The organism is Hydrogenophaga sp. Root209, from assembly GCF_001428625.1.
Taxonomy (GTDB): domain Bacteria; phylum Pseudomonadota; class Gammaproteobacteria; order Burkholderiales; family Burkholderiaceae_C; genus Hydrogenophaga.
Genome location: NZ_LMIE01000031.1, coordinates 337,161 through 351,818, shown reverse-complemented (window position 1 = coordinate 351,818; position 14,658 = coordinate 337,161). Strand labels below are relative to the sequence as shown.

The 14,658-nt window shown below is 64.9% G+C and carries 17 protein-coding genes; 9 read left to right on the top strand and 8 right to left on the bottom strand.

Features of this window, described 5'->3' with window-relative positions:
* The first annotated feature begins 10 nt into the window (after positions 1 to 10).
* From ASE11_RS20145 to ASE11_RS20135, 3 genes are read left to right on the top strand one after another with little or no spacing between them, the layout of a single operon-like run.
* A complete protein-coding gene (locus ASE11_RS20145) occupies positions 11 to 1,351 on the top strand; it encodes an NAD(P)/FAD-dependent oxidoreductase (protein WP_056275757.1) in 1,341 nt (446 codons plus the stop codon).
* 57 nt (positions 1,352 to 1,408) lie between these two features.
* A complete protein-coding gene (gene thiS, locus ASE11_RS20140; RefSeq protein WP_056275753.1) occupies positions 1,409 to 1,663 on the top strand; it encodes a sulfur carrier protein ThiS in 255 nt (84 codons plus the stop codon).
* 41 nt (positions 1,664 to 1,704) lie between these two features.
* Entirely contained in the window at positions 1,705 to 1,968 is a 264-nt protein-coding gene (locus ASE11_RS20135) for a hypothetical protein (protein WP_235501374.1), read from the top strand.
* A gap of 27 nt (positions 1,969 to 1,995) precedes the next feature.
* Here the strand turns inward: ASE11_RS20135 and ASE11_RS20130 are convergent, their stop codons facing one another.
* The 3 genes from ASE11_RS20130 to ASE11_RS20120 all read right to left on the bottom strand — a co-directional run bounded on the left by ASE11_RS20130 (position 1,996) and on the right by ASE11_RS20120 (position 4,392).
* Entirely contained in the window at positions 1,996 to 3,066 is a 1,071-nt protein-coding gene (locus tag ASE11_RS20130; RefSeq protein ID WP_056276427.1) for a flavodoxin family protein, read from the bottom strand.
* Between the two features lie 83 nt (positions 3,067 to 3,149).
* Positions 3,150 to 3,632 (bottom strand): hypothetical protein, encoded by a 483-nt coding sequence (locus tag ASE11_RS20125; protein WP_056275748.1) that lies wholly within the window; start codon positions 3,630 to 3,632, stop codon positions 3,150 to 3,152.
* A 31-nt stretch (positions 3,633 to 3,663) separates the two neighbouring features.
* The gene (locus tag ASE11_RS20120) at positions 3,664 to 4,392 is read right to left on the bottom strand and encodes an NIPSNAP family protein (RefSeq protein WP_056275745.1); all 729 of its coding nucleotides are present in this window, start codon (positions 4,390 to 4,392) and stop codon (positions 3,664 to 3,666) included.
* 78 nt (positions 4,393 to 4,470) lie between these two features.
* On the opposite strand from ASE11_RS20120, the gene ASE11_RS20115 reads away from it, so the two are divergent.
* The gene (locus tag ASE11_RS20115; RefSeq protein ID WP_056275742.1) at positions 4,471 to 5,427 is read left to right on the top strand and encodes a helix-turn-helix transcriptional regulator; all 957 of its coding nucleotides are present in this window, start codon (positions 4,471 to 4,473) and stop codon (positions 5,425 to 5,427) included.
* Here ASE11_RS20115 and crcB read toward each other — a convergent pair.
* The 5 genes from crcB to ASE11_RS20090 form a co-directional block, all read right to left on the bottom strand.
* Positions 5,424 to 5,816 carry a fluoride efflux transporter CrcB gene (gene crcB / locus ASE11_RS20110; protein WP_056275739.1) on the bottom strand — a complete coding sequence of 131 codons (393 nt, stop codon included), beginning with the start codon at positions 5,814 to 5,816 and terminating at the stop codon, positions 5,424 to 5,426. The two genes, ASE11_RS20115 and crcB, sit on opposite strands and share 4 nt — an antisense overlap.
* Before the next feature lie 10 nt (positions 5,817 to 5,826).
* Positions 5,827 to 6,813 (bottom strand): recombination-associated protein RdgC, encoded by a 987-nt coding sequence (locus tag ASE11_RS20105; RefSeq protein ID WP_056275735.1) that lies wholly within the window; start codon positions 6,811 to 6,813, stop codon positions 5,827 to 5,829.
* An 81-nt stretch (positions 6,814 to 6,894) separates the two neighbouring features.
* A complete protein-coding gene (locus ASE11_RS20100; protein WP_056275732.1) occupies positions 6,895 to 8,190 on the bottom strand; it encodes a TRAP transporter large permease in 1,296 nt (431 codons plus the stop codon).
* Positions 8,183 to 8,686, bottom strand: a complete 504-nt coding sequence (locus ASE11_RS20095) for a TRAP transporter small permease (RefSeq protein WP_056275728.1) — start codon at positions 8,684 to 8,686, stop codon at positions 8,183 to 8,185. Before ASE11_RS20095 ends, ASE11_RS20100 begins: the two co-directional genes overlap by 8 nt.
* A gap of 130 nt (positions 8,687 to 8,816) precedes the next feature.
* Positions 8,817 to 9,782, bottom strand: coding sequence for a TRAP transporter substrate-binding protein (locus tag ASE11_RS20090; protein ID WP_056275726.1), 966 nt, complete (start codon positions 9,780 to 9,782; stop codon positions 8,817 to 8,819).
* Positions 9,783 to 9,876: 94 nt separating this feature from the next.
* Here ASE11_RS20090 and ASE11_RS20085 point away from each other — a divergent pair, with 94 nt between their 5' ends.
* From ASE11_RS20085 to ASE11_RS20065, 5 genes are all read left to right on the top strand, one after another.
* Entirely contained in the window at positions 9,877 to 10,836 is a 960-nt protein-coding gene (locus ASE11_RS20085; RefSeq protein WP_056275723.1) for a LysR family transcriptional regulator, read from the top strand.
* 91 nt (positions 10,837 to 10,927) lie between these two features.
* Positions 10,928 to 11,752 (top strand): putative hydro-lyase, encoded by an 825-nt coding sequence (locus tag ASE11_RS20080; protein ID WP_082585889.1) that lies wholly within the window; start codon positions 10,928 to 10,930, stop codon positions 11,750 to 11,752.
* Between the two features lie 14 nt (positions 11,753 to 11,766).
* The gene (locus ASE11_RS20075) at positions 11,767 to 12,735 is read left to right on the top strand and encodes a TRAP transporter substrate-binding protein (RefSeq protein WP_056275720.1); all 969 of its coding nucleotides are present in this window, start codon (positions 11,767 to 11,769) and stop codon (positions 12,733 to 12,735) included.
* A gap of 80 nt (positions 12,736 to 12,815) precedes the next feature.
* On the top strand, positions 12,816 to 13,325 hold the full coding sequence (locus ASE11_RS20070) for a TRAP transporter small permease (protein ID WP_056275717.1): 510 nt from the start codon (positions 12,816 to 12,818) through the stop codon (positions 13,323 to 13,325).
* A 24-nt stretch (positions 13,326 to 13,349) separates the two neighbouring features.
* Positions 13,350 to 14,648 carry a TRAP transporter large permease gene (locus tag ASE11_RS20065; RefSeq protein ID WP_056275715.1) on the top strand — a complete coding sequence of 433 codons (1,299 nt, stop codon included), beginning with the start codon at positions 13,350 to 13,352 and terminating at the stop codon, positions 14,646 to 14,648.
* Positions 14,649 to 14,658: the final 10 nt, after the last annotated feature.

Below are 14,658 nucleotides of genomic sequence, written 5' to 3'. Positions count from 1 at the left end.
GAGACAAGACATGCACCACGTCATCCTGGGCGCCGGCCCCGCCGGTGTCATCGCCGCCGAGACCATCCGCAAGCATGCCCCCGCCGACACCATCACCCTGGTGGGCGACGAGGCCGAGCCGCCGTACTCGCGCATGGCCATTCCGTATCTGCTGATGGGCAACGTCAAGGAAACCGGCACCTACCTGCGCAAGAGCCTCACGCACTACGCCGATCTGCGCATCGACCAGGTGCCCGGACGCGCCACGTCGGTGGATGCCCAGGCGCGCACCGTGACGCTGGACAACGGGACCCAGCTCACGTTCGACAAGCTGCTGATCGCCACCGGCTCGCACCCCGTGCGCCCGCCGATTCCCGGCATGGACTCACCCGGCGTGCATCCCTGCTGGACGCTGGAGGACGCACGCGCCATCATGGCCCTGGCCAAGCCGGGCGCCCGCGTGCTGCAGATGGGCGCTGGCTTCATCGGCTGCATCATCATGGAAGCCTTGGCCGCGCGTGGTGTGGAGCTGAGCGTGGTGGAAATGGGCGACCGCATGGTGCCGCGCATGATGGGCCCGACCGCCGGCGGCATGATCCGCGACTGGTGCGAGAAGAAGGGCGTGAAGGTCTACACCGGCACCAAGGTGGAGGGGATCGAACTCGCCTCGGAGCCCTCGGGTGTGGTGGGCAGGATCGCCAGTGCCATCGGCCTGGGCTCGTCCGAGCCGGCCAAGGGCTTGCGCGTCAAGCTCTCGGGCGGGCAGACGGTGGAGGCCGATCTGGTGATCAGCGCCACCGGCGTGCGCCCGGCCATCGGCTTCCTGAAAGACTCGGGCATCACCTGCCTCGTGGGCGTGCTCACCGACGAACACCTGCAGACCAATGTGCCGGGCATTTACGCCGCCGGCGATTGCGCAGAGGCCTTTGACAAGGTCAGCGGCAAAACCATCGTGAGCGCCATCCAGCCCAATGCCGCCGAGCAGGCGCGCGTGGCCGCGCTCAACATGGTGGGCCAGAAGGCCGATCTGAAAGGCGTGACGCAGATCAACGTGCTCGACACGCTGGGCATGATCTCCACCAGCTTTGGCAACTGGGAAGGTGTGCCCGGCGGTGAACACGCCGAGCTCACCGACAAGGCCGGCGGGCGCCACCTGAGCCTGCAGTTCCAGGGCGACGTCATGGTCGGCTGCAACTCGGTCGGCTGGACCGAACACGTGGGCGTGATGCGCGGCCTGGTGGAAGGCCAGGTGAAGCTGGGCGACTGGAAAGACCGCCTGATGCACGACCCGACCAAACTGATGGATGCCTACCTGGCCAGCGCGCAGGGGCAAGGGCAATGGGCAGGTGCCGCGGATGAGCGCAGGCGTTGAAAATAACGTGTCCTTTTTCCCGTTCGCCCTGAGCCTGTCGAAGGGCCTTCGCCATCCATGAACATCACCTTCAAACTGTTCGCCACCCTCACCGACTACCTGCCCCCCGAAGCCCGGCGCAGCAACCAGGTGTCGCTGGACATCGATCCGGCGACACCGATCAGCCAGATCATCGAGCCCTTCGGCCTGCCGCCCAAGCTGGTGCACCTGGTGCTGGTCAACGGCAAGTACATCCAGCCCGACGAGCGCCTGAGCGCGACGCTGACCGAAGGCGATGTGCTGGCCATCTGGCCGCCCATTGCCGGGGGTTGAGGGCTGTGCAGGCGAGCTACGCGGAAAGTTTCGAACGCGACATGGGTTGTACCGAGGCCGAGTGGCTGGGTTGGTTGCCGGCGGCGGTGGGCGCTTGCGTCTGGCGCCGCGAAGGTGCTCATGCCGTCATCGAGGTGCCGCCAGGGCGGCTCGCGCTGCGCTGGACGCAGCAGCCACCGCGCGTGATCGCGCTCATGCGCATGCCGGTGCTGCGGGTGAACTTCGCCTTCAGCGGGCTGGATGCCGGGCAGCGCTACGCGTTCATGAAACGCTTCGATCTGTACATGCAGCGCGGCGGCGGCTGACGCTGGGTGCGACGCCGCTGCCAGCATTCACTTCGGCCGCGGCCTGGCGCGTGGGGATTGCAGCGATTTCAGCCGGCCAGCGCGCAACTCGACCACCGCCTTGCCGAGTGCCTGCGCGGCCTGGCGCGTTTCTTCCTGCACGTCGAGATCGCGGTCCAGCGCTTCGTGGCTGGTCGCGTACGGTTCGTAGTAGCCGATGTGCCGGTCGATCCGGGCGACGGCACCAGCGTCGATGAATCCCATCCAGTCGAGCCAGTCGCACAGCGAGTGGCGCGAGCCTTCGATGCCGGCCACGTCACCATGCACCACCACGCCGTAGGCCCGGCCTGCCAGGTGTTTCGGGTAGTCCCAGCCTGCCATCTCCAAGGTCTTGGCCAGCGCGGCCTTCTTGCCGCCGGTAGAGGTGGGGTCAGGGTTGCCGCCGTCGGCACACACCAGACGGTCGATCATCAGCTTGAGCGGGCTGGGGCTCTGGTACCAATACACCGGCGTGACGATCAGCACCGCGTGCGCGGCGGTCCAGCGCTCGTAGATCTCGGCCATCCAGTCGTGCGTCTGGCCCAGTGCGTGGTTGGGGTAACAGCTGCAGGGCCAGTGGCACAGCGGCATGGCGGTGGACACGCAGCCTTTGCAGGGGTGGATGTGAAGCTGGTACTCGGACGTGATCAGGCTCAGATCGAGCACATCGCATTCGATTCCGGTGGCCTCCAGTGCCTCGCGCGCGATCTGCGTGAGGCGAAAGGTCTTGGAGATTTCACCGGGGCAGGTGCCGTCGTTGCGCGCCGAGCCGCACACCAGCAGCACACGGGTGGGCGTGTCGACCAGCGCCCACCGGGCCTGAGCCGCGTCGATGCGTGCCTTGGTGGCCACCCATTCGACCGAGAGGTCGTAGTCCGGGTCGGCATAGCCTGCTCCCGCCTTTTCCGTGAAGGGGGCCTTGCGGCCTTCCTTGTAGGCATCCCAGGCAATCGCCTCCAGGCGCGCGATACCGCTGTCTTCGGCGCGAAATCCCGGATCCAGGAAGAGGGCCCGAAAGCGCTCGGCGAATTGCGCTCGCTCCAGCGGGGCGGGGGCCTGTCCTGTGCGGATCTGGGTCATGGTGCGGTGCAAGCGTGTGGGGTTCGGCAGCCCACTGTGAAAGTGCGACGCGCGCACGTCTGTTCGCCACCGCACCGTCGTTTTCATGCGGTGTGCTGTCGGTGGAAGCACATCGTCCAGTTGACCTCCCATGTGGCGCCTGCGTCGATGGAGAACGCCTGCTCCCAGAGCGGCGATGCGGTGTGCGTGTCGGTCCAGCGGAAGCGCACACGGATCGCACGGCCGTCGAGTTCGTCATCGGCGAAGAAGGTGCCGACGCCTTGGTCGAACGAACCGACCACGGGCACGTCGAGGCGGTGCGGGTGGCGGTCATCGAGCCACCAGATGGACCAGCGGCCGGTCTGCGGGTCGTGCGCGCGCAGCGTGACGGCGTGGTAGCTGCCGTCGGGCAGGTTCAGCAGGTTGTCGTCGACGATGCCCTGGCCGCCCAGCACGGGGTGGGCGCTGCAACTGCCGTCGAAGCTCTGCCAGTCGTCGCTGCCGCACAGGCGCTCGCGCAGGCGCCGGTGCGTGACCCGCCAGGGGCCGTGCAGGAAGTCGAAGTCGTGTGAACTGAGGGTGGTCATGGGTGGCTCCTTGGGTGTCGAAGGGTTGGTTTCAGGCGTGCAGGGCCGAGCGCGCGGTGGGCACCAGGCGGTGGCTTTCGGCGGGGCGCGCCAGCCAGGGCGCGAGTGCAGGCTGCGCGTCGCGCGCCCAGGCGCCGCTGCGGGCGAAGGCCTCGAAGGCTGTGAGGTGGTCGAACAGCGCCAGGCCGACCAGCACCGGCTCGCCCTCGCGCACCGGCAGGCGCGGAAAGTCGTTGGGGCGGGCTTCGCTGACGTACCAGCCGATTCGCCGCGCGCCGCCCTGTCGGAGCACGGGCGAGAGCACCTCGCGGCACAGCCTGAGCAGGTCGTCGCTGGCGGGTGCACGCAGGGGGAAGACGCTGGCGTCCACCAGGCCGGGTGGTGTCGCAGAGCCGATGGCGAGGCGCCCGGACGTCGGATTGTCGATGCCCGCGCCAGGCCAGGCCGGGCGAAGCAGGAACACGTCGTTCGAATCCACCATGGTGGCGTTGGCGGCGTCGCGGTGCGCGTGCCACACCGGGCCGCCGTAGAAAGCCTCCAGGCCCGCGCGGCGGCGGGCCATGTCGGCAAAGCCGCGCAGCCAGACGAAACGCTGGTCGTCGTCGAGGTCGCGGAACTGGCCGATCACGTGCATGCCGACCGCCTCCTGGGTTTCGACGAACTCGCGGTCGAACAGATCGATCAGGGTGTCTCGCTGGCCGGGGTGCAGCGTGTAGCGACGCAGTTCGACCAGGGAGGATTCGGACGGGGTGGAAGACATCGGGGGCTCCTTGAAAATGGTGTGACGATGATCTGCCCAATAACCTGACACGTTGTGTCATGTTTAAATCGGCGGGCCATGAAAGCCAGCCGATTGCTCTCCATCCTGATGCTGTTGCAGGCGCGCGGCCGTCTGACGGCGGGCGCGCTTGCGCAGGCCATGGAGGTCTCGGAGCGCACCGTGCTGCGCGACATCGATCAGCTCTCTGCGGCGGGCGTGCCGCTGTGGGGCGAACGCGGGCGGCATGGTGGTTTTCAGTTGCGCGAGGGTTGGAGCACGCAGCTCACCGGCATGACCGAGCCCGAGGCCAACGCACTGTTGCTCGCCGGCCTTCCCGGGCCGGCCACCGAGCTGGGCCTGGGTGCTGCGGCGGCGTCGGCCCGCCTGAAGATGGTGGCCAGCCTGCCCGGCGAGTGGCGTGAACAGGCCGAGCGTGTCGGCCAACGCTTGCACATTGACGCGGTGGATTGGTACCGCACCCAGGACGCACCGCGGTTCCTGCGCGAGGCGGCTGATGCGGTCTGGCGCGCACGGCGCATCGAGGTGCGCTACGAAAGCTGGCGGGGCAGGACGCAGCGCTTGCTGGAGCCGCTGGGTCTGGTGCTCAAGGCGGGTGCGTGGTATCTGGTGGCGCGCGCGGTGGAGGCGCCAGCACGGGGCGGTGGGGGCGACGGCGTGCGCACCTACCGGTTGGCGAGCGTGCTGGATCTGACAACGGGCGCTGCCTTCAGACGCCCCAAAAGCTTCGACCTTGCCGGCACCTGGCGGGCATCTGCAGCGCGCTTCGAGTCGGACCTGCGTTCGATCGAGGTTCGCGTCCGCGTGTCAGACCGTGCGATGAAGTGGCTGGCGAATGCGCGCATTCCCCATGCCGATCAGATGGGTGATGAGGTCACGATCCGCGTGGAGTCCATCGAGCAGGGCGCCCGGCAATTGCTGGGCTTCGGCGATGAGATCGAGGTGCTGGCGCCACCCGCGATGCGCCAGCGCATGGCGCAGCAGGCCGGCGCGGTGGCGGCGCTGTACAGGCCCTAGGCCGGGGTGAGCCAGAGCGCAGCCGTGCGCAAGCCCAGCCAGGTCAGCAGCAGCGAACCGACGAGGTGCAGGCTGGCCACGCCGCTGGCCAGCACGAGGCGGCCTTGCTGCAGCAGCGTCACCACCTCGGCCGAGAAGGTGGAAAAGGTCGTCAATGCCCCCAGGAGGCCGGTGACGATGGCCAGGCGCCACACAGGGTCGATGTGCGGCTGCGCGTTGAAGAAGGCCAGCGACAGGCCGATGGCGTAGGCGCCGATCCAGTTGGCGGCGAGGGTGCCCCAGGGCAGCAGCGAGCCCGGCGCGCTGAGCCACAGACCCAGGCGCCAACGGGCCAGAGCACCCACGCAGGCCCCCAGGCAGATGGCGATGACGCTGGGCAGGCTGCTCATGGCTCAGACCTCAGAAGGGCGGGCCTTCGTCGTCCCCGTCGGCGGTCACGGCAGCGTGCTGCGCCGCAGCAGGTGCGTCGCCCGCAGGCGCGGCACCGAACGCCATCTCACCGCCCAGCGCCTCGACCAGCTCGGGCAACAGCTTTTGCAACTCGCCGGTGGACAGGGCCACGTCGGCATCAAAACCGTTCTCGCCTTCGTCGGGTCGGCCGTCGAACACACCTTCGAGGAAATTGATCTTCTTGAGCTGCAGCGACTCGGTGAGCACGAAGCCGATGCGGCCTTCCCAGCTCAGCGCCAGGCGCGTGGGCAGTTTGCCCTCGGTGATGTGTTGGCGCACCTCGTCGGTGGCGAGGTTGTGGCGGGTGAATTTCACCACCGATTTTTCCTCGTCGCCCGATTTCAGCTCGCACTCGCGTTCCACCGCGAAGCCGCCCGGCCATTCGTCGGGCGTGGTGGCCGAGAGCCACTGCGTCATGGCAGTTTGCGGCGTCACAGCTGTCTGCAGGAGTGTGATCACCAGGCCATCGAAGGCGCGCACCAGGGCGGTCACGACCTCGTCGATCTTCCCTTGGCTGCTGGCGTCGGTGACCAACCAGCCGGCTTCCAGGTCGAGCCAGACCCACACGTTCATCTGTCGCGCAAACGCCTGCGGCAGAAGTGACAGCAACGCGTCCTCGCGCAGGGCTTTGGTTTCCTTCTTGCCGGGCTTGCGGCCGGTGGTGGCCTCGATGTGGTCGGCCTCTTCCTGCGCCTTCTTTTTAACCACCGAGCCGGGCACGCCCTTGGTCTCGATCTGGAGTTTCAGGATGCGCTGGCCGGCCACCGACTCCACCAGCGGACCGTGGGCCTCACCACGCGGCTCGACCCAGCCGACCGACTTGTCCTGCGTGGCGCCGCAGGGCTTGAAACGGGCCGCGTCCAGCGCAGCCTCCATGTCTGCCACCGTCGCCGTCCAGCCGGGGGCGATGCGGTAGATCGTCACATTCTTGAACACGAAAATCCTTGTTGATCTGCAATACGAAAAAGGCCCGCCACGTTGATCGTGGCGGGCCTTGCATCTTAGGTGATGGCGAGGTCACATTCTCGATGGCAACCACGTAACGATTTGCGGAAACCACCACAGCAACAGCAGCGCCAGCACCATCAGGAAGAAGTAGGGCATGCAGACCTTGGCGATCCAGGTGATCTCGCGCTGGGTCATGCCTTGCAGCACGAACAGGTTGAAGCCCACGGGTGGTGTGATCTGCGCCATCTCGACCACGATGACAATGAAAATACCGAACCAGATCAGGTCGATGCCGGCGGCAGTGACGGTGGGCAGGATCACACCCATGGTCAGCACGATCATGGAAATGCCGTCAAGAAAACAGCCGAGCACGATGTAGAACAAGGCCAGCGCCAGCAGCAACACGCCGGGCGACAGCCCCAGCCCGGTGACGAATTCGGCCAGGTGCCGCGGCAGGCCGATGTAACCCATGGCCAGCGTGAGGAAGGCCGCACCGGCGAGGATCAGCGCGATCATGCAATAGAGGCGCGTGGCGCCCAGCAACGAGTCGCGGAAGGTGATCCAGTTGAGCGAGCCTTGAGCGCCCGAGAGGATGAGTGCGCCCACCACGCCCACCGCCGCCGCTTCGGTGGCGGTGGCGATGCCGGTATAGATGGTGCCGATGACGCCGCCGATGAGCAGGATCACCGGGATCAGATGGCGCGACTCACTCAGCTTCTGGGCCAAGGTCATGCTGGCGTCGCTCCGCGGCACCTTCTGCGGGTTGAACAAGGCCCAGATCATCAGGTGGCCACTGAACAGCCCGGCCAGCATGAGGCCGGGCAACACCCCTGCCACGAACAGCTTGGCGATGGACACCTCGGCCGCCACGCCGTAAACGATCATGATGATCGAGGGGGGAATCAGCAGGCCCAGCGTGCTGGCACCACCCAGCGAACCAACGATCTTCTCGGGCGGGTAGCCGCGCCGCGTGAGCTCGGGGATGGTCATCTTGCCGATGGTGGCGCAGGTGGCAGCCGACGAGCCCGAGACCGCAGCGAAGATGGTGCTGCCCAGGATGTTGGTGTGCAGCAGCCGACCGGGCAGGGCGTTGACCCAGGGTGCCAGGCCGCGGAACATGCTCTCCGACAGCTTCGTTCGGAACAGGATCTCGCCCATCCACACGAACAAGGGCAGCGCGGTCAGCGTCCAACTGCTGGCCGACCCCCAGATGGTGATGGCCATGGCGTCGCCCGCCGGTCGCGAGGAAAACATCTCCATGCCGATCCAGGCCACGCCCGCGAGGGTGAGGCCGATCCACACACCGCTGCCCAGCAGGGCAAACAGCGCCACGATCAGCAGCGAGGTGACGAGCAGTTCATTCATGGCGGGTCTCCACGCTGTCGTGCGAACGCTTGCGCTGGAATTCCAGGACCCACTCGTCAAGGAATGCGATCAGCAGAACTGTGGTGCCCACGGCCATGAGGATCTGCGGAATCCACAGCGGTGTGGCGTCGGCGGAGGTGGAAATGTCGTGAAACTCGTGCGATTGCCAGGACAACCGCCACGCGTACACCGCCAGCAAACCGGCCAGCAGAACAGCCACCGAGAGCGACCACAACTCCAGCCCGCGCCGCGCACCACCCTTGAGCTTGCCGATGATCAGCGTCACACGGATGTGTTCACCGCTCTTGAGGGTGTGTGCCAGCGCGAGAAAGCCGGCGCCCGCCATAGCGTAGCCCGCATAGGCATCGGTGCCGGGTACATAGAACTGGAGCATGCGGCCCAGCATCGAGAGCAGCACCATGACCAGCACACCGATCATGAACAGCGCGGCCAGCCAGGCCGCGCCAAGGTAGAGGGAATCGAGGAGTTTGCGCATGGGGAGGTGACTTCAGATGAATGACCCGTTGCGCGTGCCCGGGTCCAACCCAGTGAGACCGCCGAACCGGCTTTGCCGGGCGGCAGGTCTCGCCCCCTTGAGGGGGTCGCGCGGAGCGCGGCGGAGGTGTTTACTTTCTATACGCGTCGAGCATGGCTTGGCCGTCGGGACCCGCTTTTTCAAGCCATTCCTTGAGCATGGTCTCGCCCACCTTCTGCATGTCGGCCTTGAGCGCAGCCGACGGAGATTCCACCGCCATGCCATTGGCCTTGAGGATGGCCAGCGTGTCGGTGTTGACCTTTTGCGAAGCAGCCCAGCCGCGGGCTTCGGCGTCAGCGCCGGCCTTGAGCAGCGCGTCCTGCGTGGGCTTGTCCAGCGCGTCGAACGCGCGCTTGTTCACGATGATGGCGTTCTTCGGCAACCAGGCCTGCACGTCGTAGTAGAACTTCAGGTGCTCGTAAAGTTTGCTGTCCACCCCGGTGGCGCCCGAGGTCATGTTGGATTCAACCGCACCGGTGGCCAGCGCCTGCGACAGCTCGGCGGCCTGCACGGTGACCGGTTGTGCGCCCACCAGTTCGGCGATGCGTGAGGTGGCCGGGCTGTAGGCGCGCCACTTGCTGCCCTTGAGGTCGGCCGCACTGCTCAGGGGTTTCTTGCTGTAGATGCCTTGCGGTGGCCAGGCCACGGTGTAGAGCAGCGTCATGCCCTGCTCTGCGAGCTTCTTCTCCAGAATGGGCTTCTGCGCCTTGTAGAGCTTCATGGAATCGGCGTAACTGGTGGCCAGGAAGGGCAGGCCATCGGCGCCGAACATCTGCCATTCATTCTGGTACGCGGCCAGCAGGATCTCGCCAATCTGTGCCTGCCCACCCTGCACCGCGCGCTTGATCTCGGGGGCCTTGAACAACGATGCACCGGGGTGCACGGTGATTTGCAGCTTGCCGCCTGTGGCCTTCTGCACATCGGATGCGAATGAAGCGAGGTTGACGGAATGGAAGTTGGTCGCCGGGTAGGCTGCCGGCAAATCCCATTTGGTTTGTGCGTGGGCAGCGGTGCCCAGGACAAGGGCGGCGGCGAACAGGCCAAATTGGTTCTTCATGGTTTCTCCGGGACAATGGTTGAATGACGAGGACCATCAGCATAAATGCAAATACCGGGCCAGTCGCTCGGGTATTTCCCCCGGGGCCGATTCCATGAACCTGCGATTTGTCGAGGCGTTTTACTGGGTGGCGTCGCTCAAAAGCGTCACGCGTGCGGCCGACAAGTTGTTCCTCACGCAATCGGCCATGTCCAGCCGCATTGCAGCGCTGGAGGAAGAACTCGGCGTTCTGCTGCTGGATCGGCGTGACAAGCAGTTCCGCCTGACGGTGGCGGGAACACGCTTCTTCACCTATGCCCAGCGGCTGCTGGAGCTGCAGCGCGAGGTGAAGGCCGAGATGGGGTCGGGTGCCGCGTTGGCGGTGTCGCTGCGCATTGGCGCCATCGAATCGGTGCTGCATTCGTGGTTGATTCCTTGGATCGAGAAACTGCGCGCCGACCACCCTGCGCTGGCGCTGGAACTCACGGTGGAGACCACGCCCATCCTGGTGGAGCAAGTGCAACGCGGCACGCAGGATATCGTCTTCGCCGCGCTGCCCGCGGCGGCCGATGGCGTGCGCAGCCGAAGCCTGCCACCGATGGAGATGGTGTTCATGGGCCATGCGCAACTGCATCGCAAGCGCCGTTATGCATTGAGCGAATTGTCCGAGTTGGAACTGTTGACCTTCCAACGCGGTTCCCACCCGCATGTGGCGCTGATCGATCTGTTTCGGCAGGAGGGCGTGGAGCCCGGTCGTGTGCACACCATCTCGTCGATCTCGGCCATGGTGCAACTGGTGCAGGGCGGCTTCGGTGTGGCCACGCTGCCTCTCTACGCGGTCCAGCGCATGCAGAACTACCCCGACCTGCGCCCGCTGGCGTGCAACAGCGTGTTGCAGCCGTTGCCGATCCACGCCAGCTATCGGACAGACCCCACCACGGACGCCGTGGAGACGGTGGTGAAGTCGGCTTTGGCCTTCGTGGAAGCGCAGTTTGGTACCAAGGCTCGCGCCGTGAGCGCACCATCCAGGCGCATCGTGCCCCGTTCCGGAGCATCGAAAAAATCGATGAGCTAAGCGAAATATTTTGAATTTGAACTCCCGCTGATCGCCCTCCACAATCCGCCCATCGTCATCACGGTGACATGCGAAAACAGCAGGAGACGCGGTGGATTCAGCTTCCCAACTGGCGGTGGATGTGTTCGGGCAGGACGGCCTTCAGAACGCTTCCCATGTGCGCAGCTTGATCCGCCAAGGTCGTTGGAGTTCACACACCAGCGGCCTGGCCGACCAGCATGTACAGGGCAACGTTGTCATCCTGCCGGAGTCGTTGGCCGTGGATTTCCTGCGTTACTGCCAGCGCAACCCCAAGCCCTGCCCGCTGCTGGCAGTGTCGGAGCCAGGCGATCGCCTGTTGCCGACGCTGGGTCCGGACATCAACATCTGCTCCGACCTGCCGCGCTATCGAGTCTGGCGCCATGGTGAACTGATCGACGAGCCCACGGACATCACCAACCTCTGGCGTGAAGGTCTGGTGAGCTTCGTGATCGGTTGCTCGTTTTCCTTTGAGCAGGCGCTGATGGCGGCCGGTTTGTCGTTGCGCCATGTTGAGCAGGGGCGCAACGTTGCCATGTATCGAACCAACATCCCCACGGAGCCAGCCGGCCTCTTCGGTGGCCCTTTGGTGGTGTCCATGCGCCCCATGAAGGCTGCAGACGCCATCCGCGCCGTACAGGTCACATCGCGCTTTCCCAGTGTCCACGGAGCACCGGTGCACATCGGTGATCCGTCCCAGATCGGCATTCACGACCTCTCGCGCCCCGACTATGGCGACGCGGTGGACGTGCTGCCCGATGAACTGCCGGTGTTCTGGGCCTGTGGTGTCACGCCGCAAGCCGCGATCCAGCAGGCCCGCCCCGCGTTCTGCATCACCCACGCCCCCGGTGCGATGCTGATCACCGACCTTCTCAACCACCAGTTAGCCAGTTTTTGAACCAGGAGACCACGATGAAAAAAATGCTGTTCTGTCTTACCGCTGTCACCCTTGCCGGCGCCGCTTCGGCACAAACCAAGTGGGACCTTCCCACGGGGTATTCCGCCAACAGTTTCCAGACCCAGAACGTGCAGCAGTTCGCTGACGAGGTGGACCAGCTCACCGGCGGCAAGCTCAAGATCACGGTGCACCCCGGCGGCTCGCTGTACAAAGCCAACGAAATCAAACGCGCCGTGCAAACCGGTCAGGTGCCGGCGGCCGAATTCATCCTGTCGGGGTCGGCCAACGAGAACGCCCTGTTCGGTATGGACTCCATTCCCTTCCTGGCCACCACTTACCCCGCGGCCAAGCGCCTGTACGAAGCAGGCAAGCCGGCCCAGGACAAGTTGTTGGGCTCCCAGGGCATGAAAGTGTTGTTCACCGTGCCGTGGCCCGGTCAGTCGCTTTACTCGATCAAGCCGGTGAATACCCCCGCCGATCTGGCTGGCACGAAGATGCGTGCCTACAACCCTGCCACCACGCGCATTGCGCAGTTGCTCAAGGCCCAGCCGGTCACCATCCAGCTGGCAGAACTGCCGCAGGCACTGGCCACCGGCGGCGTGCAGAACTTCCTCACCTCCAGCGCCAGTGGCGTGGAAAGCAAGCTGTACGAGCAGGTGAAGTACTTCTACCCTGTCAGTGCATGGTTGCCGCGCAACGCCACCGTGGTGAACCAGAAGGCCTTTGATGCGTTGGACAAGCCCCTGCAGGACGCCGTGGTCAAGGCGGCCGCTGCGGCCGAGCAGCGCGGCTGGGTCACCAGCGAGAGACTCAACGGCGAGTTCATCAAGGAGCTCGGCGCCAAGGGCATGACGATTGCAGAACCGTCTGACAGCCTCAAGAAGGAGCTTGCCTCCATCAGCGAAGCCATGACCGCCGACTGGCTCAAGACCGCCGGCCCCGAAGGCCAGGTCGTGATCGACGCGTACCGCGGCGTCCGGTAAGCCGCTTCCCAGACGGGCGGGCGTTCTTGCCCGCTCGTTTCATCTTTTTTTTGCCCTTCAACCGAACCCAGGAGAGTGCGGTGTCCCGACTCGTCTTTCGTTTCTACCAGGGGCTGATGTTCCTGTCGTGCCTGTCCATGATTGCGGCCTTCGCTGCGGTGCTGCTGGGTGTCGTGGCGCGCGAAGTGCATTGGGACATTCCGGGGCTCGATGCCTATGCGGGTTATGCCATTGCATGTGTGCTGTTCCTCGCTTTGCCAGCCACGCTGCGGCATGGCGATCACATCAGGGTGACGCTGTTGCTGGACCGTTTGCCGACGCGAGTTCGCGGTGCGCTGGAATGGATCTGCCTCGCCGGAGGGTTGGTCATCGCCGTGGCGCTGGCCTGGTATGCCATGCGGTTGGTCTGGGTGTCTTGGGACACGCATGACATCTCCCCGGGTGCAGACGTCACGCCACTGTGGATTCCGCAACTCGGCATGGCGCTGGGTTGCGCTGGCTTTGCTCTGTCGTTTGCTCATGCCCTGGTGCTTCGCTGGCAAGGTGAGCAATTCATCGCGGCGAGCGCCGAAGCTGCACACATCGAATAACCCGCCCCTCCTCGAAAGAGCCTCATGGATATTTTGATTGCCGCAGGCCTGATGGTCCTGCTTCTGGCATTGTTGAGCAGCGGTTTGTGGATCGGTCTGTCCCTGCTGGCCGTGGCCTACATCGGCATGGAGATGTTCACGTCTCGCCCGGTTGGCGACAGCATGATGTTGACCATCTGGGGGTCGACATCCAGCTGGACCCTGACAGCGTTGCCCTTGTTCCTCTGGATGGGTGAGATCCTTTTCCGAAGCAAGCTCTCGGACGATATGTTCAAGGGTCTGGCGCCCTGGCTCGACCGGCTGCCCGGCCGCCTGCTTCACACCAACGTGGTGGGTTGCACCATCTTCGCCGCCATCTCGGGTTCGTCTGCGGCCACCTGCGCCACCATCGGCAAGATCACGTTGCCCGAGTTGAAGAAACGAGGCTATCCCGAAGACATCTCGGTGGGCACGCTGGCCGGTGCCGGCACGTTGGGGCTTCTGATTCCTCCCTCGATCATCATGATCGTCTATGGCGTGGCAGCCAATGTCTCGATCGCCAAGCTGTTCCTGGCCGGTGTGATTCCAGGCCTGATGCTGGCCGGCTTGTTCATGGGATACATCATCGTGTGGGCCCTGCTCAACAAGGACAAGATCCCAGCTGCCGATGCACCCATGACCTTTGTTCAAAAGATCCATGCCTCGCGGCATCTGATCCCGGTGGTCTCCCTGATTGCTTTGGTGCTGGGAGGCATTTACAGCGGTATTGCGACTGCCACCGAGGCGGCGGCGTTGGGCGTAGGCGGGGCACTGATCCTGGCCAGGATCGAAGGCTCCCTGAACTGGGCTCGCTTCAAGGATGGACTGGTCGCTGCCTGTCGCATCTACTGCATGATCGGCTTGATCCTTGCGGGTGCTGCCTTCCTCACCCTGGCCATGGGTTTCATTGGTCTGCCGCGCCATCTGGCCGAATTCATCGGCGGGCTGCACCTGTCGCCGTTCAACCTGATGCTGATGTTGATCGTGTTCTTCATTGTGCTCGGGTGTTTTCTGGATGGCATTTCGATGGTGGTGCTGACCATTGCGGTCCTGCTGCCCACCGTCGAGGCCGCCGGCTTTGATCTCATCTGGTTCGGCATCTTCATCGTGCTGGTGGTCGAGATGGCCCAGATCACGCCACCGGTGGGCTTCAACCTGTTCGTGATCCAGGGATTGACCCGGCGCGAAGTGACCTGGATTGCCCGCACCGCGTTGCCTCTGTTCCTGCTGATGCTGGTGGCGGTGCTGGCCACATATTTCATGCCCGACATCGTGCTGTGGCTGCCGCGCCAGATGCAGAGCTGATTCCGTTCAC